Source organism: Sphingomonas gilva, assembly GCF_003515075.1.
GTDB classification, from domain to species: Bacteria; Pseudomonadota; Alphaproteobacteria; order Sphingomonadales; family Sphingomonadaceae; genus Sphingomonas; species Sphingomonas gilva.
In genome coordinates, this window is the sequence record NZ_QWLV01000001.1 from 433,815 (window position 1) to 452,464 (window position 18,650).

The following is an 18,650-nucleotide window of genomic DNA, read 5'->3' on the forward strand; positions in this document are numbered from 1 at the left end:
AAGCCATGTTCAGCCGGTTCTTCGACAGCAACAAAGACCTTGCGCTGGTGTTCGGCACGCTGCTGATCCTGGTCATCCTGTTCGCGCCGATCCCACCCGCGGTGCTCGATCTTGCGATCATCTCAAACTTCGGGCTGGCGCTGACGATCCTGCTGCTGACCTTCTATGTGAAAAAGCCGGTCGAATTCTCAACCTTCCCGTCGCTGCTCCTGGTGGCGACGTTGTACCGGCTGTCGCTCAACGTCGCGGCGACGCGCCTGATCCTCACGGAGGCGCATGCCGGCGAGGTGATCGATTCGATCGGCACCTTCGCCGTGCAGGGCAATTTCGTGATCGGGCTGGTCGTCTTCCTGATCCTGGTCGTCGTTCAGTACGTCGTCGTGACCAGCGGGGCGCAGCGCGTGTCGGAGGTCGCCGCGCGCTTCAACCTGGACGCCATGCCCGGCCAGCAGATGAGCATCGACGCCGATCTCAACATGGGGCTGATCGACCAGAAGGAGGCGGTGCGGCGGCGCGAGGAACTGGAGAAGGAAGCCTCTTTCTACGGCGCGATGGACGGCGCGAGCAAGTTCGTGAAGGGGGATGCGATCGCCGGGATCATCATCCTCCTCATCAACATAATCGCGGGCTGGATCATCGGCGTGATGCAGATGGGAATGAGCTGGAGCGAGGCGCTGCAGCGCTTTACCCTGCTGACCATCGGCGACGGTATCGCCACGCAGCTGCCGGCGCTGATCATCTCCGTCGCGACCGGCATCATCGTCACCCGCTCTGCCGCCGATCGCGAGCTCAGCACCGAGGTGTTTCGCCAGTTGGGATCGGTGCCGCGCATCCCGCTGATCGTCGCCGGCGTGTTGATGGCCCTGCTGCTGCTGCCGGGCATGCCGAAATGGCCGATCGTGGTGATCGCGGCGATCGCGTTCTTCGGATGGTGGCGCATTCGCCGCGCGGTTCGATCGAGCTTGTATGAGGGGGTCGCGGAAGCGGAGAGCACCATTGGAACGGCGCCCGCCGCGGCGCTCGAGGTGCGTTTGGGGGCCGCGCTGGCGGCGGCGTGGGCGAATGAAGAGGCGGTGATCCTCGATCGGATCGCCAGCCTGCGCCACTCCCATGAGGCGGACTTCGGTGTGAGTTTCCCGGCGGTGCGCCTGCTCGATGGCGGCGGCCTGGGTGAGAACGAGTACGAAGTCCGCCTGTTCGGCGCCCGGTACGGCGCGGGCGAGGTCAGCCCGGACAAGATGATGGCGATCAGCGGTCCAGGCGCCGACAGAAAGAAGGTCGCGGGCATCGAGACACGCGATCCCGCATTCGGCCTGGCCGCATTCTGGATCGAACCGGCTGAGACCGATGCGGCGCGGCGCGACGGCTTCACCATCGTCGATCCTGTCACCGTGATGATCACGCATTTCTCCGAGATCGTGCGCGGAGAGGTGGCCGCGCTGCTGACGCGGTCCGCCGTGGTTTCGTTGCTCGACGGAGTGCGAGCGCGCCAGCCCGGACTGCTCGAGGAGCTGATCCCGAACATCCTGACCGTGTCGGACATCCAGCGGGTGCTGCAGAACCTCCTGTCGGAAGGCGTGTCGATCGCCAATCTGGACATCATCATCGAACATCTGGCGGACCTTGCCCGCACGCAGAAGGATGCCGCCGAGCTGACCGAGCTCGTCCGTCAGCGGATGAGCTACGCGATCTGCCACCAGTTGCGCGGCAAGCACGGCGATCTCGCGGTTCTCAGCCTCGACCCGCGTGTGGAAAATCAGATCGCCGCGAGCATCGGCTCAATGGGCGGCGGCGGGTCGCTTGCCGTCGAACCGCGCCTCGCGGAGCAGCTGGTGCGCAAGCTAGCGCCGTTGACCGACGCGATGTTCAGCCAGGGCCGCGCACCCGTGTTGCTGTGCGGCGCCGAGCTGCGGCGGCACCTGCGCTCGCTCACGCGGCGCAGCATTCCCAAGCTGTCGATCCTGTCGGTCAACGAAATTCCCATGCGCATCACCCTGAAGTCGTTCGACGTCGTGCGGCTGGAAAGCTAGCCTGGAATGAGGCGTCCCCTGCAATGATCGGAACGGAGCAATGACCATGTCCAACGACGCCCTGTCCGCGAGCCGCTTCGAGCGGCTTCAGGCGCTGCTCCGCCAGGATCCCGGCAATGAAAGGTTGCTCGCCGAATGCGCGGAAGCAGCGCTGGACGAGGGCCGGCTGGATGATGCGCAGGCGGCGCTCGATCGATATGCGGGAGCGGCGGAGCCTTCACCGCAGATGCGGAATCTGGCGGCGCTGATCGCGATGCAGCGTGAGGACTGGGCGGCCGCCGCCGATGCGTACGGCTCGATGATGGCGGAAGGCGTGGACGCGCCGCCTATCCGCTTCGGTCTTGCCTGGGCGCTGGCGATGCAGAGGCGCTTCGCCGAGGCGCTGCCGCTGATCGACGAAGCTACCGCCGCGGCGCTGCCGCAGGCGGCCGCTTTGCTGGTGCAGCTGCTTCACGATGCGGGGAACATGGACGAGGCGGCGGAGCAGGCGCATAGGCTGATCGCGCTCCATCCCGATCACCGCGCGCTGAACGCCGCCGTGGCGACGCTGGCGATCGATATCGAGGACGTCGAGCTGGCGCGGCTCTGCGCTTCACGCGCCGGCGACCATCCCGACGCGCTCAATACGCTGGGGACGCTGGCGCTTGGCGAGGACGACGGCGAAACCGCCTATCGCTTGTTCGATGGCGCGGTGGCACGCGATCGGGCCTCGCCGCGGGGATGGGTGGGACGCGGGCTTGCGCGACTCCACGGCGATCCAGCCGCCGCAGCGACCGACATCGACCGCGGTGCGGCGCTGTTCGGCGACCATCTCGGATCATGGATCGCGGCCGGCTGGGCGCATTTCATCGCGGGCGACGCGGCAGCCGCGCGCGACAGGTTCGAAAAAGCCCGCGCAATCGACGACAATTTCGCCGAAGCCCATGGCTCGCTTGCAGTGCTCGATGTGCTTGCGGGTGATCTGGAGATCGCTCGCCGCCGAACCGAAACCGCATTGCGGCTCGATCGCCAGTGCTTCTCCGCAGCGCTCGCTGCGACGCTGATCGCCGCGGGCGGTGGCGATCACGCGAAGGCGCAGCGGATATTCGATATGGCGATCAATACGCCGGTCGATGGGGGAGGGCGCACCATCGCCCAATCGCTGGCGCGCATGGGCTTGCGATCAGGGTGAGCGGGGTTCGACGCGCAGGCTGGCCACGGCGCGATCGATCAGCGCGCGGCCTTCGGGCGTCTCTTCGATCATCCGCGTGACATCCTTGGCGATGCCCTGAAAGGCGGCATCGTTGGTGATCGCTTCGCCAAACCGCTCAGCGAGAAGGCCGCGCACCACCGCCCGCCGGAGATCCTCCTCTTCCATCGTGTCGATCGACGCCAGGCTGCGCACTCGATCCAGCGGGCGCTCGCGAACCTCGTCCGTTCGGCCCGCAGCGTCCTTCTTCTTCGATCTGTTCGCTTTGTCGGCGCGTTCGAGTTGAGCGCGCAGCAACCGCAATATCTGGTCGCTATTGCCAATCCGCGTCATCGTTTAATCCCGAGAGTGGATCAATGCGTCGTGCCGCGCGCGCCGAACTGATCCAGGAAAAAGGAGGTGGCGGAGGTTTCGGCGACCTGCCCGCCGTCCTCTCCGCTCACCTCGGCGGATCGATCGATCAGCAGCTGCATGTCGCGATTGAGCGGCGGATTTTCGGTGTTGGCCGCGATCCCGGCGCGCAGCGCGGCAATGGCTGCAGGGAAGCGGTCGTGGATCAGATGGCGCAGGCCGGTGACGAAATGATGGAGATAATGCCCATCCGGCAGACCATCGAGCGGTTCCCATGTCGCGAGCGCACGAGCCGGCTCGCCCGATGTCAGCTCGAAGAAGCCGAGCTGGAACCGGGCGATCGCGAAATCGGGAGCGAGTTCGACCGCGCGCGCCAGCGCGGCATGCGCCTCGATCGGGCGGCCGGCAGCCGCCAAGACCGAGCCTTTGAGGAAATGCAGCCGGGCGTCGTCGGGATAGGCCGCGAGCAATCGCTCCATCAACGCAAGCTCGTCGCCCGCGCCGGTCTGCATCGCGTTCACGAGCTGCTCCATCTCCTCGTCGCCGCACATCGTCATCTTGCCGTCCTCATCCATCCGCCGCGATCCGCGCGCGCAACCTTTCTACCGCCGCCCGATGCAATTGCGACACCCGTCCCTTGGTCACGCCGATCAGCTGCGCGATCCGGGTGAAGCTCAGGCCATTTTCATAATGCTGGCGGATGATCACGGCTTCGCGCTCGGGCAGATCGCCCACCGCCCGAACAAGGATCGACTGCAGCTCGCGCCAGGCGAGGCTGTCATAGGCGTTGGGCCGATGATCGGTCCTGTCCGCCCCGCCGATCAGCCCGGTCCCTTCCAGCATCAGCCCGATCGCGAGCCCCGCGGCCATGGCGGAGAGCTGGTCGAGAGCGTTCCCGTCGGATTCCCCCGCTCCCAGCGAGCGCACGCGTTCCTGCTCGACACGGCGGCGATAGCCATATTGGGCGTCGATCTCGTTCATCCGCGCGGCGCCGTCGGCGATGCTGCCGGCTATGCGCCGCCGGGCGAACGCCGCGAATGGCGCGCCCCGTAGCGGATCGTAGCGGTCGATCGCCTGCAGCAGGCCTTCATAGGCGAACTGTTCGAAGTCGCCGATCTCCACGCCGCGATCGGGCCGAGACCGCGCCTGTCGCCTCGCGATCGCCCGTGCGAGGTCGCGATAACGGTTGAACAGCTGCTCCCGGCACAGCAGCTCGCTCTCGAAGCGCAGACGCCGCCACAAGGAGGCCTCCACCCGCGCGGGCTCGACGACGATGTCCAGGCCGGTCGTGGCGGCCGCGCGGTTCATCTGAAACTGCCCAGCACGCCCTGCAGCACGAGGCTCCATCCGTCGATCAGGACGAACATCAATATCTTGATCGGCAGCGATATCGTCGCCGGCGGCACCATCATCATGCCGAGCGCCAGCAGGATGGCGGAGACCACGAGATCGATCAGCAGGAAGGGGAGGAGGATGACGAAGCCGATGGTGAAGGCGACGCGCAGCTCGTTGAGGATGAAGGCCGGGGTCAGCTTGAGCAGCTCTACCTGGTCGGGCCGGTCGGGCAGGGGCGCCTTGGCAATCGCATAGATCGCCTCGATATCGGCGTCGCGCGTCTGGGCGAGCATGAAGTCGCGCATCGGCGCGCTGCCGCGCTCGATCGCCTGCTCGACCCCGATCGTCCCCGCCATCAGCGGCTGCACCGACCTCGCGTTCACCGCCTCTAGCGTCGGCGCCATCGAAAAGGCGGTGAGGAACAGCGCCAGGCTGACAAGCACGGCGTTGGGCGGCGTCTCGGGCATGCCGAACGCGTGCCGGACCATCGCCAACACGATGACGATCCGGATGAAGCTCGACATGCTGATCAGGATCGAGGGCGCCACCGCGAGAAGCGTCAGGATGAGCGCGGTGCGCACCACGTCGGACCCGATTTCGGGCGCGACGGGTGCGGCGACCGCAGGACCGGCCGACACCGCCAGCGCGGCGCATGCGCCGATCGCGAGCCCGCGCATCATTCGCATTCCGGCGCGTCCTCGGCCGCCGCGCTCTCGCGCAGGAGCAGGAACTGGTGCTGCGAGCACAGCGCCAGATATTCGCGATCGTCGCATCGGATCAGGCAGACATCGGCGAACTGGCTGGCGCGCCGCGTTTCGATCACCTGCATGCGCCGATCGGCCGGCAGGCGGCGCAGCAGATTGCTCAGCGCGCCGACTCGAACGCGGCCGCCCCCGCGCTTGATCGCGAACGCCGCAAGCGCCGCGAGCATGATGCACAGCATTGTCACGGCGAATATGCGGCCGATCGGGATGTCGACGCCGCCGCCTCCGCCGAGCCGTCCCGGCGCGGCGTGGACATGCGTCGCATGGCAGAGCAGCCAGACCGTCGCCGCGACCCGCCACTGGCGGGACCGCCCGTTCAGTCCGGCCACTGCGCAACGCCCGTGATGCGGATGCCGAAATTCTCGTCGACCGCGACGAGCTCGCCATGCGCGACGATCGATCCGTTCAGCCGCAACTCGACCAGGCCGTTGATCGGCGCGTCGAGGCGCACGATCGATTCCGCCTTCAGCGCGGCGAGCTCCGCCACCGTCATGCGCGCATCGCCCAGGAACGCCTCCAATTGCACGTCGACATGGGCGATCAGCCGCCTGCTCACCGCTATTCCGTTCGGCTTTTTCGGATCGGCAGGCGGTTGAGCAGCCGCGTCGATTAGGTCGTTCACGATGTCATCCCATCAAGGCTTCGGTGATCTTCAGGTCCAAGCCGCCATCGCGGGGCACGACGACGCATCGCCCCGATGGCAGGCGCGCGCGATCGACGGCGAGCGGCAGCGGATCCTTCGCGCCGCGATCCAGGATCAGCACGTCGCCCGCCGCCAATTGCTCGAGATCGGCGAGCGATACGCGGCAGCTGCCGACATGCGCCGAGACCCCGACGGAAAGCGTGGAAAGGGCGGAACGCCCGTCGCGCAATGCCTTCCGCGGGGGCGCGTCGAGATGGTGCCGGGCGACGCGCGCGAAGCATTCCGCGGTCATGACAATGGCGATCGGCATGCCGCCGCCGGCTATGCCGATCTCCATTTCATAGCGGTCCGGACCATCGACCGGTGCGTTCGACCAGGCGCCGTCCTCGGGCAGATTCGCCAGTCGGCGGCAACGTCGCTTCAAATCGTCCAGACATGCGTCCGCCAATCGATCAAGCACGGCCAGGTCGTTCTCGCCGAGCGTGGCGGGCAGCGATTCCCAGCCGAGCATGCGCGCCGCGACCGAGTGCGGCAGATGATCGGCCCAGTTGAGAGCTATCCCCTCGTCCACCGATTGCCAGCACAGCGCCTGCCGCAGACGGACCTTCGGACGCGGAGCAAGGGGGCGGGTGACGGCAAACGACTCCCCGGCGAACCAGGTCCGCGACCAGTCTCTCACCATGTCTTCGATCTTTATTGTGAGAGCCTGCGGCGCCCCGGTTCCTTCGGGCAACCAGTATCGGAACGCCGTCCGCGTCACTGGCCGCGTATCCCGAACAGCTGCTGGATCATGTCGTTCGACACGCTGATGATCTGCGACGATGCCTGGAAGCCGCGCTGGATCAGGATCAGCTCACCGAACTGCTTGGAAAGATCGACGTTCGATGCTTCGAGCTTGCCCGATTCGACCTTGCCCGCGCGCTGGTCGCCGCTCGCGACCAGTGCGCGCGGACCGGCAGCCCCTTGCGCGTACAACCCGCCGCCGCGCCGCTCGAGCGCTTGCGGATCGCGGAAATCGGCAATCGCGACCGCGCCCAGATCGCGCTTCTGCTGGTTGGAGTAGCCGATTTCCAGCTTGCCATCGGCGTTCACCTTGATCGAAGTGATCGCGCCGACGCCGTAGCCGTCCACCGAAGCACTGCGCAGCGTCGAGACCGTGCCCGAGGAATAGGATTGCACGGCGCCGCTGAAATCGAGCGTCAGATCGATGCCCGCCGTGGCGTCCTTGACGGCGATCTTCGCCGTCGCCGGGTCGACGACGCCCGATATGAACTTGAGTGCGACCTTGCCGACTTCCTTCGCCTTGGCGTCGGTGATGGTTATGTCCCAATTGTCGCCGCCGAGTGTCGTGTTCTTGTCGAACTTCAGCGACCATACATGCTGCGTGCCGTCCTTCGCGTAGACCTTCACGTCGCTTATGCCGTGGGTGGTCGCAGTCGACGAAAGATTGTCGGCGAACACGATCTTCGTCGTCGGTGTCGGCAGGCTGGTGCGCCACGCGTCGATCGAGACGTTCACCGGCTTGTTGGCTTCGTCCAGCGTCGCCAGCCGATATTCGGTTCCGGCCAGGACGACATAGCCCTCCTTGTCGATCTCGAAGCTGCCGGTGCGGAGATAAAGCATCTCGTCACCCTTGGTGACGACGAGGAAGCCCGTGCCGTTGACGGCGAGATCGAGCTCCCTGCCGGTCTGCCGCAACTCGCCCTGCTTGAAATCGAGCTGGATCTCGCCGAGCGTCACGCCATTTCCTGATGCGTCGCCGCCGGCCAGGCCCATGCCTCCATGCTGGGGCGTCCCGAACAGGTCCTGGAATGTGACCGTGGAGGATTTGAATCCCGTGGTATTGAGGTTGGAAACGTTGTTGCTGACCTGCTGCAGCCCGCGCTGATAGGCGTTGAGGCCGCTGAGACCGAGATAGATCGAACCGAACATCCCTATTCCCCCTGTCGAATCTGTTGCACGCTGCTGATCGCGATATCGCTGATGGTCAGCCCCTCGGGCGTCTTGATCGTGGCGACGGGCGTTCCGCTTTCGAAAGCGATCGCGATGACGGTGCCGGTCAGCACGCCCGAGCCCTGCGGTATGTCGACGCGCTTGCCGAGCAGACCCGTCGCCTGGTTGGTCGCCTGTGCGGAGACCAGCAGCTCCAGGCTGTCGTTCATCGTCTGCCCCTGCTGGATCTGGGAGAATTGGGCGAGCTGCGAGACGAACTCGAAATTCTCCATCGGTTTCAGCGGATCCTGATAGGTCAGCTGGGTCAGCACGATCTTCAGCAGCGCTTCGAAGCTCATCCCGAACGCGCTGCTGGCGGTATCGCCAGCGCCAGCCTGTGCCGGGGCGGCCGTACTGCCGGGCAAGCCGGTGATGGGGGCAACCTGCATCATCTCCCTCCTTATCCGCCGGTGCTCGCCTGCGGCCCCTGCACCGATATTTCGCGAGGCGAGTAACCGTGGATCGCGAGCAGCGCTGCGATTTCGGTGCGCATCCGCTCGCGTTCGTGCGGCTCCATCCGCCCCAGCCGAGCGACGACCCGCAAGCCTTCCGCCAAGGCATGGATAGCGATCGACATGTTCGATTTCGCGCCATCTGCCCGTTGCCGGTCGGCATGTGCCGGAAGTGAGGGCATTGTCCGCGCAGGTGGCAGAAGGGGCCGGCTCTTGCCGGGGTCGATCCCGGTGATCGCGGCGGCGGCGATGACCGTTTTTGCTCCGTCGACCAGTGGCGCAGGATCGGATGGCGCAGACCGGACACTGATGAGGGGCAGGGGCAGAACTGACCGGACGGATCTTTCGGCAATGCCCGCGAGCCGACCATTTCCGATCGGTGCTTCGATTTCCGCCGGCGCGGAGTCGAACTTCACTGACAGCGGCGATGTCGGCTGCGCCGCTTGATCGGCGCGAAGGGCGACCGCATCGCCAAAGAAGCCATGCTCATTGAAGCGTTCGGCCTGCAGCTGATCCAGCGCCTCCCGATCGAGCATTGCGGATGGCGGGCGCAAGCCTTCTCTTCCGGCGTGCTCCACCCCTTCGGCCGAGCGAGCGAGGCGGCGCGAGAAATCGTCGCCGGGTTCGCCGCGCTGCTCCGGCTGCGCGGGATCGCGACGGTCGCGGCTGACGGGAGACGCGGATGGATGCGCCACCGGGTTGGTCATGACCGGCTCCACCGTTGCACCGTGAGATCGGAGAGCGCGTCCAGCGCCAGCGCCTCGCGCTTGCGGGCGAGCACACGTTTGGACCTTGCAAGCAGGGCGTCGCTCTGGCGTGCATGGGCATCGCTCCGATGCCAGTCTTCCGCCCGCGCGCGCGATCGTTCCGCGGCCCGGCGAGCCTCTTCTTCCGCCCTTACCGTGTCGCTCATCCGAGCGTCCACCACCCTGGACAATGCGCGCGCCAAGGCCGGATCGAAGGCGCGTTGCACATGCGCCGCCCAATCGGCCACCGCTTCTCCAGTCGCCGCCTGCACCAGCTGCACCTTTTCCTGCGCAACGGCCTCGTCCCGGTTGGCATCCGCCAGAGCGCATTCGGCCGCGTATCGCCGCGCCTCATGGATCGAACGCAGCTCGGCGAGTGCTTTATGGCGCGCGTTTCTCATGCAGTCGGCCGCCGCATGAGGGCGGTCATCGCGGCGACGGTTGCAGAGAAATCGCTTGGCTGGTCCTGCGGTTGCTGGAGGAACGCCATCAGTTTCGCGCGCATCGCGATCGCGCGATCGATCTCGGCATTCGATCCGCTTTTGTAGACGCCGCTTTCGATCATCACCCGCGATTCTTCGTAGATGCCGAGCAGCGCCACCGCATCGCGCGCCGCGCCGGCATGTTCGGCCGCCATCAATCGCGCGGCCTGCCGGCTGATGCTGCGCGAAACGTCGATCGCCGGGAAATGGCCGCGCTCGGCGAGCGTGCGGGACAGGACGATGTGCCCGTCGAGCAGCGACTTCATGATCTCGACGATCGGATCGTCGACATCGTCGGTCTCGCTCAGCACGGTCATGATCGCGGTGATCGCGCCGCCGGAACGGGTCGCGCCGCAGCGTTCAACGATGCGGGGCAGGGCGCTGAACACATTGGGCGTGTAGGCCCTGACGGTCGGCGGCTCGCCTGCAGCGAGGCCGATCTCACGCAACGCCATCGCCATGCGGGTAATCGAATCGACGATCAGCACGACATGCTCGCCCTGGTCCCGCCAATATTCGGCAAGGCACAGCGCCTGGTTGACGCTGCGCGCACGCAAGGCGGCGCTTTCGTCGGAAGTCGCCGCGATCATGGTGTAGCGATCCGGCTTCGGGCCGGCCGACAAGGCCCGCCATATCGCCTCGACCTCGCGGCCGCGCTCGCCCACCAGACAGACGATGCAGCGGTCGCACGACGCCTGCAGCGCCAGCTGTTCGACCAGGCTGGTCTTGCCGACGCCGCTTGCGGCGAAGATGCCGATGCGCTGCCCCTCAGCGAGCGTGAGCAACCCGTCGATCGCTTTCAGGCCGGTGGCCATGACGCGCGACGAGGCGCCGCGGTCGAGTGGGCCGGGAACGGTGCCGTCGATGGGGCTCATCGCCGAGGCGATGATCTCTCTCCTGCCGTCGAACGGCTGGCCCATGCCGTCGACCGCGCGGCCGGCAAACCGATGTCCGACCGGCGCCGACGCGTTTCGCGATATGGGGACCACGCGCGCGCCCAGCGGCACCGCGCGGTTCTGCCGCAGCGGGACGAGAATGAGCCGCCCATCGTCCACACCGGCGACCTGCGTCAGGATGGACTCGTGGGAGGCGTTCGCATCGACCTCGCAGATGTCGCCCACCAGGCAAGCCGGTCCTGTCGCTTCGAAATGGCCCTGCGCGACCTTGCGCACGAAGCCGTGCGGCCGATCGAGCGAAAGCGCGTCGAGCCGTTCGACAAAGGGGTGGGCGGCGCTCATGCTGTCGCCTGTCCGGCAAGCTCGTCGAGCACCGCGGCGACCTGTTCCCACCGCTCGCGCACCGACAGGTCGAGATGGCCAAGCTTCAGATCGATGCGGCAGCTTCCGGCCGGAAGCCTTTCGTCGACGGCGATGGTCGAGACGCTGGTGAACGTGCGGGCCAGCCGATCGAGATCGGCCGCGTTCCCGAAGTCCTTCGCGGCGACGTGGACCGCAATAGCGCAGCCGGCACGCAGTTCGCGGAGTTGGCGCGCCAGCATCGCCTCAACGATCGCTGCCCGATCGCCGATGCCGTCGAACATCTTGTCGAGCGCTTTGCGCGCGAGCAGGGCCGCCAGGCCGTCGATCGCCTCCAGCTTGCGCGAAAAGGCGACTATCGCTTCTTCGATTCCCGAGCCCAGCGCTTCGGTTCGATCGGACTCGCGGTCGGCGGCGTGCTTCAGCCCCTCCTCATAGGCTGCCCGCGCCGCCTCTTCGGCATCCTCGCCCGCGCGGCGCAGCGCATCGCGCAGCGTGTCGATCTCGGCAACCAAGGCCGCGCGTTCGTGATCGATGGGATCGGCCGGAGGCTCGGGCTCGATCCAAGAGATACGCATGGCGCGATCGGTGAGAGCGCCTCGTTTGATGATCGCGCTCATGCGGAAAGCCGTTTTCGGACAGCGCCGCCGATCACATCGAGCAGCGATCCGCCCCGCCGCACTGCAGGTTCCCAGGCTCCCTCCGAACGTCCAGCCATAACTCCCAGCAACGTCTCCCGCGTCGCAGCGGTCATGTTCGAGGGCTCGCTATCCGATGATGCGGCTGCGATCCGTTCGACGAGAGCGTCACTATAGAGATTCATGCCCCCGGTCGGTGGGCTCAATCGCAACAGGTGCTCGATGCGGGCGCGTTCCCCCATGGTCAACCGTCGGAGGATGGCGCGGCGGTCCGGTTCGCCAATCGAGCGCAGATCGCCAATCAGCGCCTCCAGCGACTCAGCGGGCGGCATCTGCGTCTTCCCCGGCGAGGTTCAGCCGGTTGCGCAGCTGATCGGCGAAGCTGTCATGCTCATCCCGGCTGAGCATCTCGCGACGGGCGAACGGCCGAAACACCAAGATGGCCGCTGCCGCGACAAGAGCTGCGATTATCCAGAACCAAGATGTCGGAAGCTGCCAATCGGCGGCGGGAGCCGGCGGGGCAGGCGAGGCAACGCTCTCATCGAGGCGCGCCATGCGACGCGGCGGCGCTGCGCCGTCATCAGCCAAGCCGATTTCAAAGGACAAGCCGTCTCCCTTGGTGGGATCGAAGACCACCGCTTCGTTGATGGCTGCCCGCGCCACCTGCTGGTCTTCCTCGTTCAGCGGCGCCGAACTGCCGAACCGGATATCGAGCCCGAAATCGCGGCCGGCGCCCGCCTCTCGCACGCCGTCGACATCGTCCTCCGTCCCGGGCACGCCTGCAAGGGTGCCGGGCACGATCCGCACGGTGATCGAGAATTGCAACCCCGGTATCGCTCGGCTGACGGCGCCGCGGATTCGCGCGCGGTAATAGAGTGCGGCCGCGCGATCCTCTTCCGATACCGCCGAAACGCCGGAGTCGTCCGGCGCGGAACTGATCACAGCTCCCAATTCGTCGAGCACAACCACCTGCCGCTCCGGAAGATCCGGAACCGCGGCGGCGACGAGCCGCTGGATTCCCGTAACACGCGCATCGACGAGCTGGCGGCCGTCCTTCATCGCGATGGTCACCGCCGCCTTAGGCTGGCTGCGTTCGCCCCGGAACAGGGCGCGCTCGGGAATGGCGAGGTGGACACGCGCGGACTCCACGCCGTCCATCATCATGATCGTGCGCACGAGCTCGCCCTGAAGCGCGCGTTGATAGTTGATCTTCTGCGCGAAGTTGGTGAGGCCCATGTCCGATTCGTTGAACAGTTCAAACCCTACCAACCCCTTCGCGCCAGCCTCTGACCCGGCAATGGCGAGCCGGCTGGTGTCGCTTTCGTCCTCCGGCACCAGGATCGTCGTGCCATTATCGCGCAAGCGGTAGGCGATGCCGCGGGCATCGAGCTCGGCCACGATCGCGGCTGCGTCGGCGGCGCGCAGATCGGCGTAGAGGACGCGGTACTCGGGCCGCAGGAACAGCATGTAGGCGAGCGCGAGGATCGCCAGCAGGATCGCGAACACGCCTGCGACGATGATCAACTGACGTCTTTGGAAGGGCGGACCGGCCGAGGTGTTGGTCTCCGACATCGCAAGATCAGATCTGCATGTTCATGAGTTCGCGATATCCCTCGACCAGGCGCGTGCGGACCTGCATCGCGAGTTCCACGGCGAGCCGCGCCTCCTCGAGCGCCATCGTGACCTGATGGACGGGCACCGTGTCATCGACCGCGAACTGCCGAACCAGCGCGTCCGCCTTGTCGATCCGCGCGTCGACGCGCTGGAGCCCTTGCATGATCATGTCGCCGAAGCTCGCCGACGGCGCTTGAGGGGCCGGATTGATATGCGGCTGAAGCGCTACATATTCGGAGCCCGTCATTTGCGCTGCGGCGACCGCCTCGATGCCGGCTACGCTCACTTCCCCAGCTCCAGCGCGCGGGCGTACATCTGCTGGGCGATCGTCAGCGCTGTGAGGTTGGCCTCGTAGACGCGCGACGTCTTGATCAGCAGCGTCATCTGGGCGGCGTGGTCGATGTCTGGATAGGTCACGAAGCCATCGGCATCGGCATGTGGATGGCCGGGCTCGTGAACTCGCCGCACGCCGCCGGGAATGGCTTCGAGTCCCAGCACTTCAACCCCGGTCGGGCGCGACGGCATCCCCTTATCACGCACCGCATCGGCGAAGCTCACCTTCGGCCCGGTAATCAGCTGCGAAGGACGGTACGGATCGCCCGAGGCGGTGCGCGTCGTGTTCATGTTGGCGAGGTTTTGCGCGATGACCTGAAGGCGCTGCCATTCGACGTCGAGGCCGGTCCGGCTGATCTGTGCCGCTTGCATCGTCACTGGCCTCCCGAGACGGCGGTTCTGGAGATGTGCATCTGCCGGCCCAGCACATCGAGCAGCGCGGCGAACCGTCCGGCCGTCTGCGATGCGGTGGCGAGCTCCAGATCGAGCCGCAGCTCGGATGCGATCGGCGACGTGGGCGCATAGTCCATTCGCGGCTCCACCAGCGCGATTGCCGCCGCGCCCCTCTCGGCGGCCGCCTTCAATCTGTCTTCGAAGCTGACGCCAACGGGGCGGTAATGGGCCGAATTCGCGTTCGCGATATTCTGCGCGGTGACCGCGGAGCGCATCGCCAGGCAATCGAGCGCCTTCGAAATCAGTGCTATTGAAACGGTATCCATCGACCGGTCCCTATTTCACGATGATGTCGGCATGGAGCGCGCCTGCGGTCTTCATCGCCTGAAGGATGCTGATCGTCCTGCGCGTATCGACGCGCGCCTGGGACAGCCCCTGCACGAGATCGGCGATGGTGCTGCTGGGGAAGCGGAACGCGACATCCTCCGATCCCTGATCCACCTCCAATGTGGTGTTCGTAACCACCAGGCTGCGTACGTCGCTGGCAAAGCCTGATATGAAGCTCGGTTGGGACGCGATCTTGTCCGCGGTGATCGTCACCTTGATGTCGCCTTGCGCGATGACGACGCTGGAGATCGTGACATCTCCGCCGGCGACCACCGTGCCGGTGCGTTCGTTGATCACGACTCGCGGGGTGGCGTCGGGCTGGATCGTCATATTCTCGAGCGCGGACATGAACGGAGCGAGCCCGGCCGCATTGCCCGCGAAGCGGATTTGCACCTCATCAGCGTTCTTCACCGACGCGACACCGAGGCCGAAGCGCGCGCTGATCCGGTCCGCGATGCGCTGCGCCGTGGTGAAGCTGGGATCGTCGAGCAGGAAGGAGAGCTGCCCGTCGTTATTCAGAATGGCGGCATCGACCGAGGCCTCGATCGTCGCGCCGGCCTGCAGGATCGCGGTGGTCGGATAGTTGCGCTGCTGCTGGTTCAGCTCGCTTTCGAAATTATAGCCTCCGACGACCAACGGACCTTGCGCGAGCGCATAGGTCTGCTGGTCGGGCCCGAGCAGCGGGGTCATGATCAGCGTGCCGCCGGCCAGGCTGCGCGCGTCGCCCACCGACGACACGGTCACGTCGATCCGGTCGCCGATATTCGCCGAGGCCGGCAGCACCGCGGTCACCAACACCACCGCGACGTTCCGGCTGCTGATCTGTTCATCGGTCACCGTCGTGCCGAGACGGCTGAGGACGTTGCGCAGCGCCTGACGGGTGACCGCGCTTCGGCGCGTATCGCCCGATCCGGCCAGCCCCGTAACCAGCCCGTAACCGATCAATGCATTGTCGCGCCACCCTTCGAATCGGCCCAGTCCCTTGATCGGCACCTGCTGCGCCATCGCCGATACGCGTGGCGTGACCAGCATGAGCGCGGCGATCCCCAAAGCGAGACTGCGCGCCATCACGCCAGGCCGAGAAAGCTGAAGATGCGATTGATCAGGCCGGGCTTGGCGCTGCGGGAGACGAAGCCCTTGCCGTCATAGTTGATCTCAGCGTCGGCGATCCGGCTGGAAAGGATGCGGTTGTCGGCGGTGATGTCGGCCGACCGGATGCGCCCGCGGACGCCGATGTCGCTCAGCTCGCCGTTGACGCGCATCTTCTGCTGGCCACGAATGATATAGTCGCCATTGGGCAGCACGGCTTCCACGGTAACGCTGATCTGGGTCACCAATCGCTCGCTCCGCCGGACTTCGCCGCGGCCGTTGTAGCTGCCGCCGAAGCTCAGATCGCCGCCTTCGTCGATTGGCCCCGCACGCAGCGACCCGCCGATCGAACTGGTCTTGCGCGATCCGTTTTCAGCGACGTTAGACGCCTCGGCGGATTGGTAGACGACGACCGTCAGCAGATCGCCGACTTGCGAGGCGCGGCGATCGGCGCTCATCGCCGCCCAGTTGCCCTTCTTGTAGAGATCCTCCGCCGCGCCGGGAGCGCCGTGAACGAGCGCCATGGCCGTCAGCGATGTCAGACCCATTCTAGTCATCAGATGTGTCCTGCTCTTGTGCGATCGCCAACGAGACCGCGAAGATCGTTCCTTCGGCGTCCTGCACAAACATGCGCTGGCCGTTTCGGCCTGGCTGCACGGCCGTCACCTTTCGTTCGATCACCGCCGGTCCGGCAACGGACCGGAGCGTCAGCGTGGCGCCCGGAGCGACATCGACGCCAGGCACCGGCGCCACCGGGCCCAGATAGCGCCCCGCCGGGATCGCTTCGGCAGCGAATATCAGCCCATTTGCGCGATCGAAGCCGAGCCGCGCCCGATCATCATCGCCGCAGGCGGCAGCTGACAGGTCGCTCGACGCCAGCAGCTCTCCCTTCGCAAGCGGTCGCGCCGCGCGGTAACACGCCGCAGCAGTCTTCGCGCTGCCGCCTGCCGCTCGAACCGACACGGTGCGCACGCCGTCGAGCGCGGCCGCCGCAACCCCCGGCACTCGGCGGCGGATCAGGTCGGCGAGCGCAGGCCCACTAAAGGTCCGATACTCTCCCGGCTGAAGTCGGGCGACGGCCATAGCGCGCGTTTCGGCAGGCAGTTCGGCATCGGACAGAAGATCGCCGACGGTCAGGATGGGCGCGCTTACGGAAATCTCAGGCGGCAGTGTTCGATCGGGGACGCCGGTTGCTGCCAGCATGGCGGATGCGATCAATGGTGCCATGGCCTATCTCCGAAGACCGTTGGCGATGGCCATCAGCTGGTCCGCCGCCTGTACGACCTGTGCATTGGCCGCATAGGATCGCTGAACCAGCATCAGGCGGACCATCTCGTCGGTCAGCTCGACATTGGACCGTTCCATCGCCCCCTGGACGAGCAGCCCGACGCCGTCTTCACCCGGCGGCGCCTCAGTCAGCCGCGCCGTTTCGCCGACGCGGTACAGCCCACCGTCCAGCCGCTCGATCGCGCCGGCATCGTCCAGCCGCACCAGGCTGATCTGACCGACCTCGACCGGCTCGACCTCGCCGGCGGCGAGCACGCGCACGATGCCGTCCGAGCCGATTTCGATCGCGGTTGCGTCCTGGGGCATGGTGATCGCCGCGCGGAGCGCCATGCCGTTGCCGGCGGCGAGCAGGCCATCACCGTTGATCTTCAACCCGCCGCCGCGCCACAGCAGGGTCTGGCCGGTCGGACCCATAAGCTCGATGAAGCCGGCACCCTCGATCGCGATGTCCATCGCTCGACCGGTTTGCTCAATGCGGCCCTGCTCATTCAACATCAGTTGCGGATCGGCCATGACGCCGGCAACCTGCGGAGCCTCGCGGGCAAGGTCGGCGGGTAGTGCGGTCGAAGCCGTGCGCGTTGCGATGATCTCCGCAAAGCGGACGTCCGACCGCTTGAAGGCCGGGGTGTTCACGTTGGTGATGTTGTTGGCGATGACATCCAGCGCGCGCTGCTGGCTTTGCAACCCGATCGCACCGATTTCGAACGCGCCGCTCATCGTCCGCCGCCGAAGTTGGTGATCGCGCGGCCGATCAGATCGTCGTAGATCTGCACGAGGCGCGATCCCGTTTCGGCGCTGCGCATCGCCGCCATCATCGTCACCATTTCCTGGCTCATCTCGACATTGGAGCTCTCCAGCATGCCCTGCCGGACGATCGCGGCCGGCGCGTCCTCCATCACGCCTTCAGCGGCGGTGAAACGCGATCCGCCGGCGGACTCGATCTCCATGCCGTCACGCACCGCGAACAATGCGAGGCGGGCGATCGGCCGTCCGCCATCGAGCACGGTACCGTCCTCGACGATCTCGACGGCGGCGGTGGCGAGTTGCAGATCACCGCCGCCCGCCTGCTGCAGGACGTGGCCCTGGGCGTTCACGACGTTGCCATCTTCGGCCCGGCGGAACTGCCCCTGTCGCGAATAGACCAGCGCATCACCGTCGCGCAGCAGGAAGAACCCCGCGCCACTGATCGCGAGGTCGAGCGGATTGCCCGTCGACCGCATCGTGCCCTGTGCCATATCGGTTCGCGAAACAAGCGACGCGGGTTCGGCCGTTCGTATGGCGAGCACGTCGGCAAAACCCTGAACGCGCTTGTAGCCTGGCGTGGAAGCATTTGAGATATTTTGCGAAACGATCTCCAGCCGTCTCTCGGACGCGCTCATGATCGCTGTCGCAGACTCGACGAGTCCCGACATTTTTAACCCCCTGCAGCCCCTGTCCCGGAATGGAACAGATCATCCAAGAGCGGTCAAGCGGTTGATTTGGATCAAAATGGAGTAATCGATGCTTGCAATTGACGGAAGGCGACTAGCCCAGCGAGTCGAGCTGGTTCGGATGTGGCAGATTGTCGCACTTGGTTCGGCAATTTTCGGAACTGCCGTACGGAAATGGATGTTTCTCGATCGCTTCCGATGGGGAAGGACAAGAAGCTCAACTCGATTTGGCGTAATTT

General features: G+C 66.1%; 25 protein-coding genes. 2 read left to right on the forward strand and 23 right to left on the reverse strand.

Annotated features, from left to right (window positions below; all coding sequences use genetic code 11):
• The first annotated feature begins 5 nt into the window (after positions 1–5).
• Together D1610_RS02080 and D1610_RS02085 are read left to right on the forward strand one after the other, a co-directional pair.
• Positions 6–2,030 carry a flagellar biosynthesis protein FlhA gene (locus tag D1610_RS02080; RefSeq protein WP_118862456.1) on the forward strand — a complete coding sequence of 675 codons (2,025 nt, stop codon included), beginning with the start codon at positions 6–8 and terminating at the stop codon, positions 2,028–2,030.
• Between the two features lie 46 nt (positions 2,031–2,076).
• On the forward strand, positions 2,077–3,201 hold the full coding sequence (locus D1610_RS02085; RefSeq protein WP_182466667.1) for a tetratricopeptide repeat protein: 1,125 nt from the start codon (positions 2,077–2,079) through the stop codon (positions 3,199–3,201).
• Here the strand turns inward: D1610_RS02085 and D1610_RS02090 are convergent.
• Genes D1610_RS02090 through D1610_RS02200 form a run of 23 tightly spaced genes read right to left on the reverse strand, consistent with a single transcriptional unit; the run spans position 3,193 to position 18,393 of the window.
• Positions 3,193–3,522, reverse strand: a complete 330-nt coding sequence (locus tag D1610_RS02090; RefSeq protein ID WP_147414249.1) for a hypothetical protein — start codon at positions 3,520–3,522, stop codon at positions 3,193–3,195. The genes D1610_RS02085 and D1610_RS02090 overlap by 9 nt on opposite strands.
• Positions 3,523–3,572: 50 nt before the next feature.
• Positions 3,573–4,145 (reverse strand): tetratricopeptide repeat protein, encoded by a 573-nt coding sequence (locus D1610_RS02095; RefSeq protein WP_118862459.1) that lies wholly within the window; start codon positions 4,143–4,145, stop codon positions 3,573–3,575.
• Complete coding sequence (locus D1610_RS02100) at positions 4,138–4,878, reverse strand: sigma-70 family RNA polymerase sigma factor (protein ID WP_182466668.1); 741 nt, start codon at positions 4,876–4,878, stop codon at positions 4,138–4,140. The genes D1610_RS02095 and D1610_RS02100 overlap by 8 nt, the downstream gene beginning before the upstream one ends.
• Positions 4,875–5,591 carry a flagellar type III secretion system pore protein FliP gene (fliP, locus tag D1610_RS02105; protein WP_182466669.1) on the reverse strand — a complete coding sequence of 239 codons (717 nt, stop codon included), beginning with the start codon at positions 5,589–5,591 and terminating at the stop codon, positions 4,875–4,877. The genes D1610_RS02100 and fliP overlap by 4 nt, the downstream gene beginning before the upstream one ends.
• On the reverse strand, positions 5,582–5,998 hold the full coding sequence (locus D1610_RS02110) for a hypothetical protein (RefSeq protein ID WP_118862461.1): 417 nt from the start codon (positions 5,996–5,998) through the stop codon (positions 5,582–5,584). Before D1610_RS02110 ends, fliP begins: the two co-directional genes overlap by 10 nt.
• Complete coding sequence (locus tag D1610_RS02115; protein ID WP_182466670.1) at positions 5,986–6,291, reverse strand: FliM/FliN family flagellar motor switch protein; 306 nt, start codon at positions 6,289–6,291, stop codon at positions 5,986–5,988. Before D1610_RS02115 ends, D1610_RS02110 begins: the two co-directional genes overlap by 13 nt.
• A gap of 4 nt (positions 6,292–6,295) precedes the next feature.
• On the reverse strand, positions 6,296–7,045 hold the full coding sequence (locus D1610_RS02120) for a FliM/FliN family flagellar motor switch protein (protein ID WP_222926908.1): 750 nt from the start codon (positions 7,043–7,045) through the stop codon (positions 6,296–6,298).
• Between the two features lie 23 nt (positions 7,046–7,068).
• The gene (locus tag D1610_RS02125) at positions 7,069–8,244 is read right to left on the reverse strand and encodes a flagellar hook protein FlgE (protein ID WP_118862464.1); all 1,176 of its coding nucleotides are present in this window, start codon (positions 8,242–8,244) and stop codon (positions 7,069–7,071) included.
• Positions 8,245–8,246: 2 nt separating this feature from the next.
• Positions 8,247–8,693, reverse strand: coding sequence for a flagellar hook assembly protein FlgD (locus D1610_RS02130; RefSeq protein ID WP_118862941.1), 447 nt, complete (start codon positions 8,691–8,693; stop codon positions 8,247–8,249).
• Between the two features lie 11 nt (positions 8,694–8,704).
• Positions 8,705–9,463, reverse strand: coding sequence for a hypothetical protein (locus D1610_RS02135; RefSeq protein WP_147414250.1), 759 nt, complete (start codon positions 9,461–9,463; stop codon positions 8,705–8,707).
• Complete coding sequence (locus D1610_RS02140; protein ID WP_118862466.1) at positions 9,460–9,903, reverse strand: hypothetical protein; 444 nt, start codon at positions 9,901–9,903, stop codon at positions 9,460–9,462. Before D1610_RS02140 ends, D1610_RS02135 begins: the two co-directional genes overlap by 4 nt.
• The gene (locus D1610_RS02145) at positions 9,900–11,222 is read right to left on the reverse strand and encodes a FliI/YscN family ATPase (protein ID WP_118862467.1); all 1,323 of its coding nucleotides are present in this window, start codon (positions 11,220–11,222) and stop codon (positions 9,900–9,902) included. The genes D1610_RS02140 and D1610_RS02145 overlap by 4 nt, the downstream gene beginning before the upstream one ends.
• On the reverse strand, positions 11,219–11,818 hold the full coding sequence (locus tag D1610_RS02150) for a FliH/SctL family protein (RefSeq protein WP_147414251.1): 600 nt from the start codon (positions 11,816–11,818) through the stop codon (positions 11,219–11,221). Before D1610_RS02150 ends, D1610_RS02145 begins: the two co-directional genes overlap by 4 nt.
• 38 nt (positions 11,819–11,856) lie before the next feature.
• Positions 11,857–12,210 carry a hypothetical protein gene (locus D1610_RS02155; RefSeq protein ID WP_118862469.1) on the reverse strand — a complete coding sequence of 118 codons (354 nt, stop codon included), beginning with the start codon at positions 12,208–12,210 and terminating at the stop codon, positions 11,857–11,859.
• Positions 12,197–13,450 (reverse strand): flagellar basal-body MS-ring/collar protein FliF, encoded by a 1,254-nt coding sequence (gene fliF, locus D1610_RS02160; RefSeq protein WP_118862470.1) that lies wholly within the window; start codon positions 13,448–13,450, stop codon positions 12,197–12,199. Before fliF ends, D1610_RS02155 begins: the two co-directional genes overlap by 14 nt.
• A 7-nt stretch (positions 13,451–13,457) precedes the next feature.
• Positions 13,458–13,778: a flagellar hook-basal body complex protein FliE gene (fliE, locus tag D1610_RS02165; protein WP_222926909.1), complete on the reverse strand. Its 321-nt coding sequence runs from the start codon at positions 13,776–13,778 to the stop codon at positions 13,458–13,460.
• Complete coding sequence (flgC, locus tag D1610_RS02170; RefSeq protein WP_118862472.1) at positions 13,775–14,197, reverse strand: flagellar basal body rod protein FlgC; 423 nt, start codon at positions 14,195–14,197, stop codon at positions 13,775–13,777. The genes fliE and flgC overlap by 4 nt, the downstream gene beginning before the upstream one ends.
• Before the next feature lie 2 nt (positions 14,198–14,199).
• A complete protein-coding gene (locus D1610_RS02175; RefSeq protein ID WP_118862473.1) occupies positions 14,200–14,544 on the reverse strand; it encodes a flagellar basal body rod protein FlgB in 345 nt (114 codons plus the stop codon).
• 10 nt (positions 14,545–14,554) lie between these two features.
• On the reverse strand, positions 14,555–15,673 hold the full coding sequence (flgI, locus tag D1610_RS02180) for a flagellar basal body P-ring protein FlgI (RefSeq protein WP_245941927.1): 1,119 nt from the start codon (positions 15,671–15,673) through the stop codon (positions 14,555–14,557).
• Positions 15,673–16,251 (reverse strand): flagellar basal body L-ring protein FlgH, encoded by a 579-nt coding sequence (locus D1610_RS02185; protein WP_118862474.1) that lies wholly within the window; start codon positions 16,249–16,251, stop codon positions 15,673–15,675. Before D1610_RS02185 ends, flgI begins: the two co-directional genes overlap by 1 nt.
• Positions 16,244–16,921: a hypothetical protein gene (locus tag D1610_RS02190; RefSeq protein ID WP_147414252.1), complete on the reverse strand. Its 678-nt coding sequence runs from the start codon at positions 16,919–16,921 to the stop codon at positions 16,244–16,246. The genes D1610_RS02185 and D1610_RS02190 overlap by 8 nt, the downstream gene beginning before the upstream one ends.
• 3 nt (positions 16,922–16,924) lie before the next feature.
• Positions 16,925–17,698, reverse strand: a complete 774-nt coding sequence (locus D1610_RS02195; RefSeq protein WP_118862476.1) for a flagellar hook-basal body protein — start codon at positions 17,696–17,698, stop codon at positions 16,925–16,927.
• Positions 17,695–18,393: a flagellar hook-basal body protein gene (locus D1610_RS02200; protein ID WP_118862477.1), complete on the reverse strand. Its 699-nt coding sequence runs from the start codon at positions 18,391–18,393 to the stop codon at positions 17,695–17,697. Before D1610_RS02200 ends, D1610_RS02195 begins: the two co-directional genes overlap by 4 nt.
• Between the last annotated feature and the right edge of the window lie 257 nt (positions 18,394–18,650).